Below are 14,391 nucleotides of genomic sequence, written 5' to 3' on the forward strand. Positions count from 1 at the left end.
AACCTTTTCAGAAAAAACAAATCGAAGATAAAGGATTACTATTCATATGTGCAACAAAAGGAGCGTGAGACAAAAGTAAAGAACACTTTTGTCTCACGCTCTAAACACGTATAAACGGCGGAAGCAAAAGCCAAGATTTTTGATCCAATAAATACTTTCGATCACTTCGCCTATCCCAATACATGCCACTGCCGCTTTTCATCAAATGACGCAGCTTCCGTTTTTGCGGTTTCTACTAAAGTCTCTGGGTAATCCAAAACTTTCAGCAAGGCAATCGCATTTCGGGTCCTTGAAGGTCCTTCTTTTAATTTGAAATCAAAACTGATTCCTTTTCCTTCTGTTACTTGTTCTTCAAAGTGGACATTCTCACAATAATTCTTTAAAATCTCTGTCAATTCGATATCATGTGTGGCGACAAATGCTAAAGATGGATACTCCGCAAGCCACCGAACGACTGAAGCGGAAGAAGCAATCCGTTCGATCGTATTTGTTCCTTTTAAAATCTCATCTACGAAGCAGTAGCAGCGTTCTTTGGAAGCCACTTGGTCCAACAAACGTTTGATCGATTTGATTTCTGAAACAAAATAACTGTCGCCTTCAAATAAATCATCTTCGATTGCCATGGAAGTCAACACATGTCCAGGTTGCAGGGTAAACTGTTCTGCAATCGCTGTTTGGATCGTCTGTGCTAGAATACAGCTGATAGCTATACTTTTGACATACGTAGATTTTCCTGATGCATTGGAACCCGTGACTAATGTATTCTTCTGCCAGTTGACTGGATTCACTACCGCTTCTTTTAATAATGGATAATAGATATCTTTCGCTGTCACACCGCCCTCAGTAAATTCCGGACGGCAAGTGATGGGCATATAAGTACGGTAATTCAATACTGCGGCGGCTACTTCCAGTTCTCCCAGCAGTTCCCACAGCTTGATAGCTTCAGTTGAATGCTTTTCTAATTTAGTGAGAACGAAATGATAGGAGATAAATGGCAGCATGAACATGATGTTGACATATTCAAAAATCAACTCTGCTTCACTCCCGCTCTTCATACGAAATGAAAAACCTAATTTAGGGATGTCTCTTAATGGTTTAGTTTGCTGCTTCAGCTCTTCTTGAAGTGGTGTCGGCAGTTTTGCTAACTGATTGGCGGCTGAAATCGTTGAAACCAAATAACTCATGCTATTCAGCTCTGTTTCTAGTGTTTGTTTCTTCACTAGATAATAGACCGTATTGAATACTAACCCACCGATTGCCAAATAGATTCCTAGTACTTGACCTAAAAGAAGCAAACCTACACCCACCAGCGGAAGCAAGCCAAGAAAAATAAATAAACCTACGCGTCCAATCTTTTTACTTTTTCCATCCGCTAGATATTGTTTTGCAAAATTATGATCTTTTTTTCCTAAACGAGCGAATTGATATTGGATTTTTTCTCTCAGTTGAGGATTTTCCTGATAAAAAGCAATCAGTTTTTCTAACTGCTGATCTTCGCCAAAATCAAAGCTGCGTAAACGTTGATACAACGCTTCTGAACCTACACTAGAATAGGTACTGTTGATCCCTTCGAATACTTCGAACATATCCAGGTCATACCAAGTAAGATCGTCGATTTCGCTATCCCATGAACGGAACTTCTTCTCCGTGAGCCATGCTTCCTTCAAGCTTTCTTCTTTATCAAATCTCGGTTGATAAGGAATTTTTCCCCATTTGCTACGAACTGTTTCCTTTAATTTCAAACGTGAAAAAATTTCTAAAGCAACTAATAAAATAACAGCCGCAATAATAATTGAAATGATAAATTCTCTTTGACCCATATCCCTCTCCGTTCCTTTATTTGTTAGCTTTAGTATAGCACTGTTGCGCTATTTGAAAAGGGGGTAAAAAAACACCTTTCAAAATAAAAGGTGTTTTTTTCTTGTATATTACATATTTATCTCTCATTTATCAAAATTGACAAATAATCATAGGGAGGAATTGTTGTTAATTCTTGTTTATTCTCCAGTGCATTGACAACTGTCCCAAGGGAAAGGATAGCCTCAGGTACTATTTTTTCTTGTTCTGTTGGATTAGCTAAGCGAAGAACAAATCCTTGTTCATGAAAATAAGAAGGATAAATCGATGATACAATTAAGTCTTCAGGTAATTCAATCAATGAAAATTTACGAGGAACATCAAGTTCGTTTTGTAATGGCCAAATCTTGTTATCTAACCTGTGAATAAATACATTCAGTTTCTGCTTTTGATAAGAAATAGATTGTTCTAACCGTTTTTCTGCCTGTTTTGCCACTTTGAACTCATTAAATCTTCCTTCTTCTACATTAAATCCAAAAGTGACTTTATACTCACCTATTTCTTGAGCTAGCGGTGTTTCCATCATGACATGCCCTTCATTTGTCGTATCTCCTGAAGCTCGCCCAGGTCGCCAAGCAAGATTAGGTTTTCCAAGTTCCCCTGTTGTTGAAAATAAGGTTATGATCAATTGATTTTCTATACGTTCATACTCTTTTAAACCATCTGCATAAAAAGTAAAATAATGATCATTTTCTGCCACAGAGACACTCTTATCGAATATTTCTAAATTAACAGGTTTCTCTACCATAGTTTCTGACCAATCCGGAGGAATGACATCAGGGGTATTTTCAATAAATCCGTTTTGAATTTGTGCAATTGATTTTTCAGATTTATCTAAAACATTAATTGCTAAGCGCATACGATGCGAGTAAACAGTATTATGAATTTTGAGTGTGCCTTCAACGATTTGACTTTCTCCCAGACTGAACGATATTTCATAAGATATTTCTTCCATTTCGGGTTTTTCAGATAAACGATCTTTTAAATTTTTAGGAAGTTGAGCTTTTCCGTAAACAACTAATGTTTCTTGTAAAGAATCTTTATATACTTTAGCTGTTTCAAATTTTAGAGATAGTTCTGTATCTCCTTCTAATGGTGAATAATCATACGTATCGCCATCATTTGCTGAATCGATCAAATGAACGAAATCAAGATATTGTCTATCTCCAACTATCAAATTCAAGTGCCCATCCTTAAAAAAAAGTTTATATTTATTGTTACTTATCTCAGTTTTGTCTATCTCGATTGCTGTTTCTAATTTTTCATTATTTTTCTCAAATTCAACAACAGTGTATCCTAGCGCTGGCACATTTACATTTATTTTTATGTCAAGTTCATAATAAGCTGGTTCATCAAAATATTCGAAACCTGTAGCAATCATCCGATAAGCATTTTTCCGTTCTGGAAAATAAACTTCTTTTTCAATGATATTATAGGGACTGCCTTTGAAATGTATTTTCTTTGAATCAGCTACTACATGCACGATTTTCGATCCACTATAATTCTCAGTCGTTGTGTTGAAAACAAGGACTTCATTCGATTTTAGCTTTAATGCATCAGCCATCCGTTTTACAATAAGGTTTTCGATTCCGTCGGCTATCTCATTAGCTTCTTTGATCCGATGGAAAATATCTTCCGCAACATTATCTGAAACACAGCCACCAATACTATCATGAGCCTGGTTTTGCAAAATCTTTTTCCATAACCGACGAAGTAGGCCTTTACTGATATGGATACCATTTCTTTCTGCAATCAGCATGAGTGGCTCAACTCGTTTTAAAATTTTTTGTTCCAATTTAAAATTTTCTATTTTCATTTTTGTTCTTACTGAGCCAATCGAACGATGAACACGAGAGTAAACCGGCTGACGAAGTTCACCTTTATATTCAGGTAATTCTTTTTTATTTTTGATAACTTCTACATAAGAAGGATAGTCTGAAATAATATTGTGGAATTTACTGTATTTATTCAACTTCTCTACGACTTGATCAAAATTTAAAATCATTGACTTTTGATCTACACCCGAAGGTACTAAAATATCTTTGTTTTTTCCTTGCATATGAAGCATTTCAACTGCTTCATCCAACTTTTCTTTTGCAAATTCAGGAATATCTTTAATTGCGTCTAAGGTCATCATTCCAGTCATATAACCAAATGGAAAATTCATGGCATAAACAAATTTATCTCCTAATCCGTTCCAGATAAAGTAAGGAGATGGAACCATCGTTTCAAAGTTTAATCCTCGCCAACACATGAAATTATCGATTTCTACTTGATGAAAAAGTGTAGGCAAATTCGCATTGAACCCAAACGTGTCAGGCAAATACCCTACCATCATTGGATCTCCATATTTAAGGATCGTATCACTGATCCCAATCATTAAGTTTCTTAAAATTGATTCAGCATCCACTAATAAGGCATCTGTTTGTGCATACCACGGTCCCACGAATAGTTGTCCTGTTTTCATCAGTCGTTGGATAACCTTAAGCTTTTGCGGATTGATCTCCAAATACTCATCGACGATTGAAGTTTGTCCATCTAAACAAAAGTTTACTTTAGGGTTCCTTTCCAATTCATCTAGAACTTCAGTAAAGACCTGATCAGACAATACGATGGCATCTTCATTTGTAAAATACCATTCTCTGTCCCAGTGCGTGTGTTGAATTATATGTGCATTGACCATGTCAGATTCCCCTACTTTCCTTCTTCTACTGAATTTACTTGTTGTTCTTTTTTATACTTGATGGATTTTAGTGCATTGACCATTAACGCTGTAACCACTCCTCCAATAACAATTGATACTAAATATAAAGGTATATTCGTAACAAAAGGAATCGCCATAAAGGTTGAAAGCATTGTTTCTTGTGTAACACCAAAAAATCCATTTAGACCACATGCTACTGCAGTGCCCACCACGATGCTCGGTATTACTCGTAAAGGATCTTTCACGGCAAACGGGATCGTCCCTTCAGTAATCCCCACAAGGCCCATAATCATAGCTGTCTTTGCATTATCTCGTTCTGATTCATCATAGAGTTTTTTGTTTAAAATTGTTGCTAAAAACATTCCAAATGGCGGAATAGCAATTCCTAACAACATGGCTGTACTAGGTCCAAAGCTTCCGCTTGAAAAAGAAGCAACCCCAAAAGCATATGCAATTTTATTGATAGGTCCTCCCATATCAAACGCCATCATTCCTCCTAAAATAGCCGACATCAAAGCAGCATTTGCTCCTGACATGCCTTCTAGCCAATTAGTCAGTCCTGTTGTCATTGCTTGAATAGGCGTAGCTAGTACATACCATAATATGATTCCAACAACTAATGTAGTAACAAAAGGAATCAGCATAATTGATTTTAGACTAATAACTTGCATCGGTACTTTTACTTTTTTCAATGCATTAGCTAAATAGCCACAAGCTAATCCAGCAACCATTCCTCCAATAAATCCCATACCAAGATTTTGACACATCATCCCAGTGATAAAAGCTGGTGCTAGACCGGGACGGTCAGCAATTGAATATGCGATATAGGCTGAAATCATCGGTACGATAAACTGTAATCCCGTCTGACCAATCATTCGCAGGACTCCCCAGAATGTATCCGTCTGGTCCCAAACACCTGTGCCACCAAAAATGACTGCAATAGAAGTTAGTAACCCTGCTGCTACGACAAGCGGGATCATATAGGAAACCCCACTTTGGAAATGATTTAAAATTTCTCTTCCTTGTTTCTTGAATTCCATTAGTAACTCCCCCACGATACATTTTTTATTTGTTAATTAATGCAATTGCTTCATCAATCGTCTCTTCACCATCTTTTACTACCTCTGAGGTTCCTACTATTAAAATCGGTTTACCATCAAAGCGACCTCGTTCTGAAACATTTGTATCTACTGCAAATATGACAACATCTGCCTCGGAAACATCCGAAATTGAAAGTTTGTTTTCTATCCCCATAGCCCCCTGTGTTTCTACTTTAATATCTAACCCTTTCTTCTTCGCAAACTTTTCTAAATTAGCTTTTGCCATATAAGTATGGGCAATCCCTGCAATACATGCTGTTACTGCTACTATTTTTGTCATATGAAATTCCTCCTTTTAAAATGATAGAGCTTTTACCAATTCTTTTTTATTTCTCGAATCTTTTATTCTTTTAACAAACTCGTCATCCATCAATCTTCCAGATAATTCTGCTAAAATACGTAAATGATTAGTACCTTTATCAGTGTCTTTTATTGCTAACAAAAAGACGAGATCAACTGGTTGATCATCTAATGCGCCCCATTCAACAGACCGCTTTAACTTGGCTACAGCCACTGTTGATTCAATTACTGCTAGGCTTTTGCCATGAGGAATGGCGATATTTTTCCCAATTCCTGTGGTCATATGGTTTTCTCTGTCAAATACGTCTTTTTGAAATTGTTTGTGGTCAGACACAAACCCATTAGTCTCTAACAATTTCGATAATTTTTCGACTACACTTTTTTTATCAGATGCATTTAAATCTATCACTATATTATTTATATTGATTTTTTCACTGATCATTTATAAGCCTTCTTTCAATATATAAACTAATTTTTCAAACGACGAACTCGTTTTTAAATTTGCTAATAACTCATGATTCGAAGCGATTTCATTGAATGTTTCATAAATTTTATTCAATTCAGGTTTTACTTTTTCATTAAGTGCAAAAAAGAAAACAGAATGAACAAGTGTCCCATCCCAATCAATTCCTTCTGGATTAACGTAGACACAGATTACTGGTTTTTTTATAAAATCTACTTCAATATGCGGCATAGCAAAATCATTCATCGCTGTTGAAGATAGTTTTTCTCTTTTGATTGCTCCCTCTAGTATCCCTTCTTTCGCGTAATTTTCTTTTACCAATTTTTTGGTAATTATATTTAAAACGTTCACTTGATTATCCTTTATTTGGTGGGTAAAAAAGCAAAATCGTTTATCTAATAAATTTAGAAAAGCATCTTCTGTTTGTTCATTTAACTGTAGATACTGTTTTACTTTTCTGACATCTGCCCCTAACATCAAAGGACTAACAACAATAACAGGAAAATTTGTATTTTCAATCGGAATCGTGCTTATAACAAGTTCATCAGTGACTTTTCGATCTTGTAGTTCATTGATGCTTAGTACATCTTCTATCTCAACCATATCTGCAAAACCGTTATTTATTCTTTGCTCTAATAATTTTGATGTTCCATATCCGCTACTACAAACTAATATCACTTTCGTTTTGTCAGGTTTGTAACGATCCAAAAGTGATTGAACATGGAGTGTTACGTAAGCGATTTCATCTTCATTGAAATGTATACAGAATCTCTCTTCGATTTCCTCTAATAAATCCACACTTATCATAAATGACCTTTTAAAAGAATATTTGATTTTGTCCGTATAAGGATTATAGATATTTACTCCCAATTTGAGTCTTTTAACTGCTGCATTGAGATGTAATACTAGATTATTGATCAATTCTTCATCAGGATAAAATTCATTTAATTTAGTTCTTACTAGCTCTTGTAGCTCAACACCCATATCTAAATAGGAAAGCTTCGTTTGATCTAAGTCGTGATTCATAGCATTTTTTTCAATCGAAGTAATGTGGATGTCAACATAAGCTTGTTCATCTATTGGCACAATAATTGAAAATGCTTTTTCAATCATTTTGATTAAAATAAGTGTATTCTCTGAGATTTCTTCTTCAGAATTATTACTACGTGATAAGAAATTGCTTGTTTCAATCCTTTCTATCGCAATAGCAAGGTGGATAGCTAAAGTTTGAAATTCATAATCTGTAAATTTCAATTGTGTCTTATTCATGTATCGATTAAGCAATTCGGCTACTTTTTTCAATATGTCCTTATTTAAGAAATTATTCGCTTCACCAATGAAATTAATATTCAAGTCTAAGAGATCTGTTTTACTGTTAGATGCTGTAAAGCCACCCCAATAATAGTTCACAACTTCTGACATCAACCTTCTTTTACTTTTTTCATCAGCTTTGATGCGCACGCCATTTCGATCTGAAACTAAGGACATCCCATGCTTGTTTAGTCTTTTTCTAACATCTTTCATTGTGCTTTCTACCGTCGACCTGCTCACGTATAATTCGTCAGCAAGATTTTGAATCTTTAGAGAATCATTAGTATTCAATAATTTAGCAAACACATAAGTTAGACGGTCCTCCGGAGAGTCTGCGATATTGATTTTATGACTGGATAATAAATTTCGAAGTGTTTCTTTTTTTCCAATAAGCGAAACGCCTTTTTTAGGTTGAACCAACATTTGTACATCTGGCATTTTTTGGATTATTTCTTTCAAAATTAAAATATCTTTGCTAATTGTTTTCGTAGATACATATAATTGTTCTGATAATTCTTTGTAAGTTGTGTGCTCATTTTCAATCAAAAAGTATAGTATTTTCATTTGCCGTTCGCTAAATTCGATGCCCATTATCTTCACCTCCTGAATACAGCTTAAGTGTACAATTATTATCTCTATTTTCATACAGAAGAAAGTTCTTGATTAATGTAGAAGTTTCTAATATTCTTGATTATTTCAAATCAATAAAAAAGCCAGCAATATTTATATCACAGGCTTTTTTCTCTATTAAATCTATATATCTATATATATATATAGATAATACGTTTTTCTACTAGTTCTCACTAATCTTGTATAATTAAACCCTCCGCAACTTGACAGAGATGGAGAAGATGTCCCCGTCTAATTTAGCGGTCATCTCTCCTCCCATTCCTTCCACCAATTTTTTTGACAGGTAAAGCCCGATTCCGCTAGATTCCGTATTTGTGCGGCTGGTATTTTCGGTATAAAAACGCTGGAAGACTTTTTCAACAGAGGTTTGCGCTCCTGCTTTGATAGGATTGGCCACTGTTAATCGAATGAATGGATCCTCTTTTGAAAATGTCACCTTTGCTTGTCCATCTGCATAACGCAATAAATTCTGTATGATATTTTGCATCACTCGCAACAACATGAGCGGATCTGCTAATACAGTTGTATTTATCGAGTGTTCAGCGAACGCTACCTCGATATTTTTCTCAGAAAACTGTTCATAAAAAGAGAAAAAAGCTTCTTCCACCTCTTTAGAAAAAGAAAGCGTATGGAGATCCATTTCTTTTTGCTTCGTCTCTATTCGAGCAAGATCATAAAACTGATCCGTCATACTGAGTAATCTTGCAACAGATTGTTTGATGATCGTTAAATACTTCTCCCGTTTCTCCGTATCCTCTACCTGTTCTAGTAATTGTACATAACCGTTAATAGCAGTCAAAGGAGTTCTGAGATCATGAGAAAGGCCGACGATCGATAGTCGGATGTTTTCTTCCATTTCTTGAAATACTTGTCCTTTTTGTTCATTTTCATCCACCCATGTATTCAGTGCATCTACTAGGTCCATTAGATTCTTTTCTCGAAACTCGACTGAAAGACGACCACCATATTCTTGTCGTTCAGAAAGAGTGGCGATTTTCTTAGTCAATCGCTTGATTTCCCTTTGCAGGAAGAAAATAAAACTTCCCATAAAGATAACAACGAGAAGCAACAGCCACTTAATCAAATCTAAACCCCACTCCCCACACCGTATGAATATACACCGCATGTGCCTTTGCTAGTTTCCCTCGAAGATTGGAAATATGCATATTCACTGTTTTCTCACTATCAAAATATGGTTCTTGCCAAACTGTTTCATAAAGATTTGCTCGCGAAAATACTTTTTTCGGATGTTCTAAAAAAAGCTTCAGCAAATCGAATTCTCTTCCTGTCAAATGGACAGCCACACCATTCACATTTACATCCCTTGACTCTTTGTCCAGTAAGATTTCCTTATAATAGATGCGTTGTGACAGATCTTTTACTTGGACAGAAGTCTGATGACGAAGTTGGATGCCGATTCGTAACAACAGTTCTTCGATATCAAATGGTTTCGTCACATAGTCATCCGCTCCTGCTGCCAACAAGGAAACTTTATCTCTTTGATCGCTTTTTGCTGAAAGAACGATGATCGGAACATTCGATGTCTGTCGGATTTCTGCTAACAATGCTTCTCCTGAAAGCCCTGGAAGCATGAGATCTAGAAGGATCAAATCGACAGGATATGTGCTTAACAATAATTTTCCTTCCGTACCTGAATAAGCATCGAGAAGTTTGTATCTCTGTTCAAGAACCTCCTCCAGTAAGGAATGAACAGCTTCATCGTCTTCGATAATCAAAATAGTTTCCAGCAGGACCACCTACTTAATGTCAGATTTTTGGAAAATAAACATTCCTAGAGCTGATGATACCACGATTGTTACTAGACTGACCAGAATCATTTTCGGTGCTTGCGAATAAGTTGCTTGTTGCGCAAAGTCCGTATACATGAGCCACGTTTCCGTAAACCACTCCGTTAGAAATTCCAAGCCTTTGATTTTTGCGAAAACACCGGGAACGAAGGCCGTTCCCATGATATAAAGAAAAGAAAGAAGCAAACTGACACTGGTACTTCTAGTGATGAATGTCAAAGCCACTGGAACAGATAATGTCCCTAATGTCAGCAGAAGCAAGACAGGAAATACTTGCAGAACATAATTTCCATAGTTTTTGATTCCCTCGATTTCACCAAATCCGAAAGCAAGTGTGTAAGCAAGCATGGCTAGACCCGTGATCAAAACCACGCCAAGTGTTGTGATCAAAAGCGTAACGAGAAGTTTCGACACATAATAAGTCATTCGATTCCGTCCTAAAGATAACGTATTGCGAATCGTACCGTTTTGAAATTCTTCCCCAATATAAAAGCACGCAAATGCTGCAAAAGCCAGAAGAATCCATGCAGCCATTTTTTCCACCATTAAAATCCCTGTTGCACCGTTGATGACTGTATCCGTTGCTTGATTTAATTCATTGCCGTATTTTGTATGCATATACCATTCGTTCCAAGAATAAAAAAGCGGAAGTACGACCATCAGTCCTAGTGAAACCCACATTTTACGGCTCTTCCATACTTTTATTTTTTCAGCAGTTAATAGATTAAACATGTGTCTTGCCTCCAGTTAATTGTAGGAAATAATCTTCCAGTTTTTGCCCAACTAGGTGGATGCCATCCACAGGAACTTTTGCCTCTACCAATGCTTGATTGATGGCTGCTACTTGGTCAATTCCTTCAAAAAGCTGGATAACACGGCTAGATTGGACAAAATAATCCCTATAACCAAGAGAGTCGAGAACCGTTACTGCTTGTTCCGTCGCCGAAGTGTCAATTTTTATAAATTGACGAGATTCTTGTGCCAATTCTTCTTTCGATAATTCTTTGATCAAGTGTCCTTCATGCAAAATACCATAGTGGGTGGCGATCTGTGACAATTCATCTAGCAAGTGGCTAGAAAGCAAGACGGTGATTCCCCGTTCTTTTACCAAACGTTGGATGATTTCTCGCATTTCTGCCATCCCCGCTGGATCCATCCCATTCGTCGGTTCATCCAAAATCAAAAATTCCGGATTCGTGATCAGTGCATTTGCAATAGCTAAACGCTGGCGCATACCTAAAGAGAAATTCTTTGCTTTCTTTTTCCCTGTATTTTCCAACCGCATCATTTTCAGCAGGTCTTCGATTTCTCTATCCGACACACCGCCGTTCGCTGCTTGGATACGTAGGTTATCTCTTGCAGTTAATTCTGGATAAAGAGCAGGGGTTTCAATCGATTGACCCATACGTCGTCTTGCTGCTTGCAAATCCGTCGTTCCAAATAATTCGATCGAACCTTCATCAATCGAGATCAAACCCATAATAGTTCTCATAAAGGTAGACTTCCCCGCTCCATTTTCCCCAATCAATCCATAGATCATTCCACGTTTGATTTCGATCGATACTTTATCTAATGCTTTGGCAGCACCGTATTTTTTGGTTATACCAGTTGCTTTCAAGACCGTTTCATTTCCAAAATCCATACTTATCCTTCTTTCTTATTGATAAGTGAAGTATAGTTGACGGGTATAAAGAAAGCAGCCAGAAATGTATAAAGAAAGTGTAAATTTTCCAATTGAATGTCAAAAAAACAATCTGACAATACGTGTCTTTCCTATTATCAGACAGTTTGTTATACGCTTGTATCAGTTTCCTGATTCTTTCTTTTCGACCAAAGTCGTTTCTCTGTATTCCTCTTCACTGAAAATTTTTGCTTCTTTCAGATCAAGCTTGAGTAATTTTACCAGACCAGTTATAAGGATAACTATAGCAAGACTCCCTCCCAGAAAAATCAGACTGTCTCGCAGACGTGGTTGCGTTGTCTGCCAATCAAAGAGCGCACCAAACAGTGCTAATCCAAGTGGACTGGCCACCATGGTAATCGTTGTTATCGTTGACATCAGACGTCCTTGTATATGCGTTGGAACTTCTCGCTGAAGCCAGACCATAGTTGGGATATTCATCAGATTGTTCACGATAGCAATCGCAAAAAGAAGCAAGCCATCAATGATAACTGCAAGAATCTCTCCGTGGACCAAAAGAACCATTAAACTAATGCCTACATAACCAACTGCATAGCCATAAGAAAGCTTACGAGATCGTTCAAGAGGAGCCGATGGATCTTTTATTTTTCCTGCTAACCAGGCACTTACTAACATCCCGACAAAAAAGAATGTTTCAGTCAATCCATAAAGAACATTAGATACCTTCAAAGTACGAAGCATGATGATGGGCAGCCCTACATTGATGATGGCACTGAAAAAATTCATCAGTAAAGCAAAAACCAACGAATAGATAAGATATTTTTGATGTTTGATGTAACGCAACCCTTCAAGAAAAGAACCTTTATCTGATTCGGTAGCTCTCTTCAGTTGGTCTTCTTGTGAATGAACAAGGCGAAAATCCATTGTCAATGTAATGAATAACGTCATGATCTCAGTCAGTATCTCGATAAAAACAAAAAGCCAGAATGGAAGAAGTGTATAAAGTACCGCACCTAAAACTCCTGTTAGTAGACTCGAGATACTCGTAGCCATGCTCAAATAACTGGCAAGTTTCATCAAGTCATCCGACAATACTAGATCGGGTTTTGCCGCCTGTTGTGCAGTATAAGTAAATTGGTCGGTGGCTTTCAATACAATAATCAGCAAGATTGATTGCAAAAGAATTCCTTTTTGCGGATGAGCAGACAGCCCCCAATATAAACCGTATATGGCTAAAATAACTAACGTTACAAGCTGGCTGATGATGATCACTTTTTTACGATCGTATCGATCCACGATGGGTCCAACGATGGGTGTTAGAAAAATGGCAAGTATTGGCTGAATGACAGATGCTAAAACAAATGAAATAGCTAACCCGGTTTTTTCAAGTAGCATCAGACTAAGTCCAAATGTAAAGATAGAAGAACCAAATGTCCCGATAAGAGAAGAAATTGCTGCTTTCATAACTTGTTTCTTTGATTGCTGTTCAAGAGTGAGTGTATTCATGCTCCATGCTCCCTTCGTTTTTTTCATCCTATCAGCAGATCAATTTTTTATGCTATTATGTTCACTATAATGAACACAAAAGAGGGAAGTATATGGAGAAATATGGATTGACAGCGCGTCATATCAGGATAGACAAAGGGTTGCTGATGAAGGAAGTGTATGGAGGAATCGTTGGACGGACCTTTGCTTATCGTTTTGAACGGGGGGAAGTAAATCTAGCTTTAGAGGCTTTTTTATCCGTTCTCGATAATTTAGAATTAGAAAACCCCGACGAATTTTTCTTTTTACATTATGGAGAAAAATATCGCGGACAGAAAAGTTTCTTAAAAGAAATAGCAGAAGAAACCCAACGATTCCAACATGTGGAAAAAGAACCTAAGTTTTATTTGAAGTACAAAGATAGTAAGAAAAAAGAAGAACGTTTTTATGCGTACCTCATCCACTTACTCGCTACTATTGATCGAATCGATGCACAGACAAGCGAAGTCAATACCGAAGAAATGAAGTTCATGGAAGATTATTTGATGCAGATGGAGACGTGGACGCTAAAGGAAATGAATAACGCAAGCATCATTTTGCCAATGTTGGCAGATGATATCCGCCCTTTATTCCTCTCACGCTTTAAAAAGAATTATCAGAACTACCGTGACTTTGAAGAAGACTGGTCTTTTAAATATGCCAATCATCTACTTAACTATGCCTTGATCCAGCTACTCTTTGATAGATATGAAGAAGCATTGTCTTTAGTTCCCGACCTCCAAACTTTAGTGAAAGAACATCCGAGTTTACAAGGACGCTTAGTCATCACATTGCGTCTTTCTCAACTTGAATTGATTGCTGCTGTTTTTCGAGAAGACGATGATTTCATTCGTTCAGAGACCCAACGAATCCAGACAATCTGTGATCTTTGCTTCCTAGATGAAGAAGTACGTATGGCCTACCCTCGAATCACCGCAGAACACGTCAAAAGAGCCAGAGTATATAAAACGCAAAAGGAAAAGAAAAGCACTCATCCTTAAAAACGGACCTATGAAAAATAAGAGGGGTTGTGACAAGACTTTTGTCACAAC

General features: G+C 36.9%; 12 protein-coding genes. 1 reads left to right on the forward strand and 11 read right to left on the reverse strand.

The window, feature by feature from the left end; all coding sequences use genetic code 11:
- Nucleotides 1-170 precede the first annotated feature (170 nt).
- The 11 genes from KFO35_RS01635 to KFO35_RS01685 all read right to left on the reverse strand — a co-directional run bounded on the left by KFO35_RS01635 (nucleotide 171) and on the right by KFO35_RS01685 (nucleotide 13,348).
- On the reverse strand, nucleotides 171-1,820 hold the full coding sequence (locus KFO35_RS01635; protein ID WP_156272036.1) for a MutS-related protein: 1,650 nt from the start codon (nucleotides 1,818-1,820) through the stop codon (nucleotides 171-173).
- 116 nt (nucleotides 1,821-1,936) lie between these two features.
- Nucleotides 1,937-4,540 (reverse strand): glycoside hydrolase family 38 N-terminal domain-containing protein, encoded by a 2,604-nt coding sequence (locus KFO35_RS01640; protein WP_156272038.1) that lies wholly within the window; start codon nucleotides 4,538-4,540, stop codon nucleotides 1,937-1,939.
- 11 nt (nucleotides 4,541-4,551) lie between these two features.
- The gene (locus tag KFO35_RS01645; RefSeq protein WP_002305530.1) at nucleotides 4,552-5,601 is read right to left on the reverse strand and encodes a PTS fructose transporter subunit IIC; all 1,050 of its coding nucleotides are present in this window, start codon (nucleotides 5,599-5,601) and stop codon (nucleotides 4,552-4,554) included.
- 25 nt (nucleotides 5,602-5,626) lie between these two features.
- Nucleotides 5,627-5,941, reverse strand: a complete 315-nt coding sequence (locus tag KFO35_RS01650) for a PTS fructose transporter subunit IIB (protein WP_002315837.1) — start codon at nucleotides 5,939-5,941, stop codon at nucleotides 5,627-5,629.
- Between the two features lie 15 nt (nucleotides 5,942-5,956).
- A complete protein-coding gene (locus KFO35_RS01655; RefSeq protein WP_002302514.1) occupies nucleotides 5,957-6,403 on the reverse strand; it encodes a PTS sugar transporter subunit IIA in 447 nt (148 codons plus the stop codon).
- A complete protein-coding gene (locus KFO35_RS01660; protein ID WP_070704681.1) occupies nucleotides 6,404-8,326 on the reverse strand; it encodes a BglG family transcription antiterminator in 1,923 nt (640 codons plus the stop codon). It lies immediately after the preceding gene.
- 226 nt (nucleotides 8,327-8,552) lie between these two features.
- Nucleotides 8,553-9,449 (reverse strand): sensor histidine kinase, encoded by an 897-nt coding sequence (locus KFO35_RS01665; RefSeq protein ID WP_002315834.1) that lies wholly within the window; start codon nucleotides 9,447-9,449, stop codon nucleotides 8,553-8,555.
- Complete coding sequence (locus tag KFO35_RS01670) at nucleotides 9,442-10,122, reverse strand: response regulator transcription factor (protein WP_002303698.1); 681 nt, start codon at nucleotides 10,120-10,122, stop codon at nucleotides 9,442-9,444. The genes KFO35_RS01665 and KFO35_RS01670 overlap by 8 nt, the downstream gene beginning before the upstream one ends.
- On the reverse strand, nucleotides 10,123-10,905 hold the full coding sequence (locus KFO35_RS01675) for a DUF2705 family protein (RefSeq protein WP_002315833.1): 783 nt from the start codon (nucleotides 10,903-10,905) through the stop codon (nucleotides 10,123-10,125).
- Nucleotides 10,898-11,815 (reverse strand): ATP-binding cassette domain-containing protein, encoded by a 918-nt coding sequence (locus KFO35_RS01680; RefSeq protein WP_002315832.1) that lies wholly within the window; start codon nucleotides 11,813-11,815, stop codon nucleotides 10,898-10,900. The genes KFO35_RS01675 and KFO35_RS01680 overlap by 8 nt, the downstream gene beginning before the upstream one ends.
- 162 nt (nucleotides 11,816-11,977) lie before the next feature.
- Nucleotides 11,978-13,348, reverse strand: coding sequence for an MFS transporter (locus KFO35_RS01685; protein ID WP_002315830.1), 1,371 nt, complete (start codon nucleotides 13,346-13,348; stop codon nucleotides 11,978-11,980).
- 65 nt (nucleotides 13,349-13,413) lie between these two features.
- Here KFO35_RS01685 and KFO35_RS01690 point away from each other — a divergent pair, with 65 nt between their 5' ends.
- Nucleotides 13,414-14,340 (forward strand): Rgg family transcriptional regulator, encoded by a 927-nt coding sequence (locus KFO35_RS01690; RefSeq protein WP_025477343.1) that lies wholly within the window; start codon nucleotides 13,414-13,416, stop codon nucleotides 14,338-14,340.
- The last annotated feature ends 51 nt before the right edge of the window (nucleotides 14,341-14,391 follow it).

This window comes from Enterococcus lactis (assembly GCF_015751045.1).
Classification (GTDB): domain Bacteria; phylum Bacillota; class Bacilli; order Lactobacillales; family Enterococcaceae; genus Enterococcus_B; species Enterococcus_B lactis.

Coding starts and splice junctions, on each gene's coding strand:
- KFO35_RS01635 (WP_156272036.1), bottom strand. CDS start 1,820: ATGGGTCAAAGAGAATTTATCATTTCAATTATTATTGCGGCTGTTATT.
- KFO35_RS01640 (WP_156272038.1), bottom strand. CDS start 4,540: ATGGTCAATGCACATATAATTCAACACACGCACTGGGACAGAGAATGG.
- KFO35_RS01645 (WP_002305530.1), bottom strand. CDS start 5,601: ATGGAATTCAAGAAACAAGGAAGAGAAATTTTAAATCATTTCCAAAGT.
- KFO35_RS01650 (WP_002315837.1), bottom strand. CDS start 5,941: ATGACAAAAATAGTAGCAGTAACAGCATGTATTGCAGGGATTGCCCAT.
- KFO35_RS01655 (WP_002302514.1), bottom strand. CDS start 6,403: ATGATCAGTGAAAAAATCAATATAAATAATATAGTGATAGATTTAAAT.
- KFO35_RS01660 (WP_070704681.1), bottom strand. CDS start 8,326: ATGGGCATCGAATTTAGCGAACGGCAAATGAAAATACTATACTTTTTG.
- KFO35_RS01675 (WP_002315833.1), bottom strand. CDS start 10,905: ATGTTTAATCTATTAACTGCTGAAAAAATAAAAGTATGGAAGAGCCGT.
- KFO35_RS01680 (WP_002315832.1), bottom strand. CDS start 11,815: ATGGATTTTGGAAATGAAACGGTCTTGAAAGCAACTGGTATAACCAAA.
- KFO35_RS01685 (WP_002315830.1), bottom strand. CDS start 13,348: ATGAAAAAAACGAAGGGAGCATGGAGCATGAATACACTCACTCTTGAA.
- KFO35_RS01690 (WP_025477343.1), top strand. CDS start 13,414: ATGGAGAAATATGGATTGACAGCGCGTCATATCAGGATAGACAAAGGG.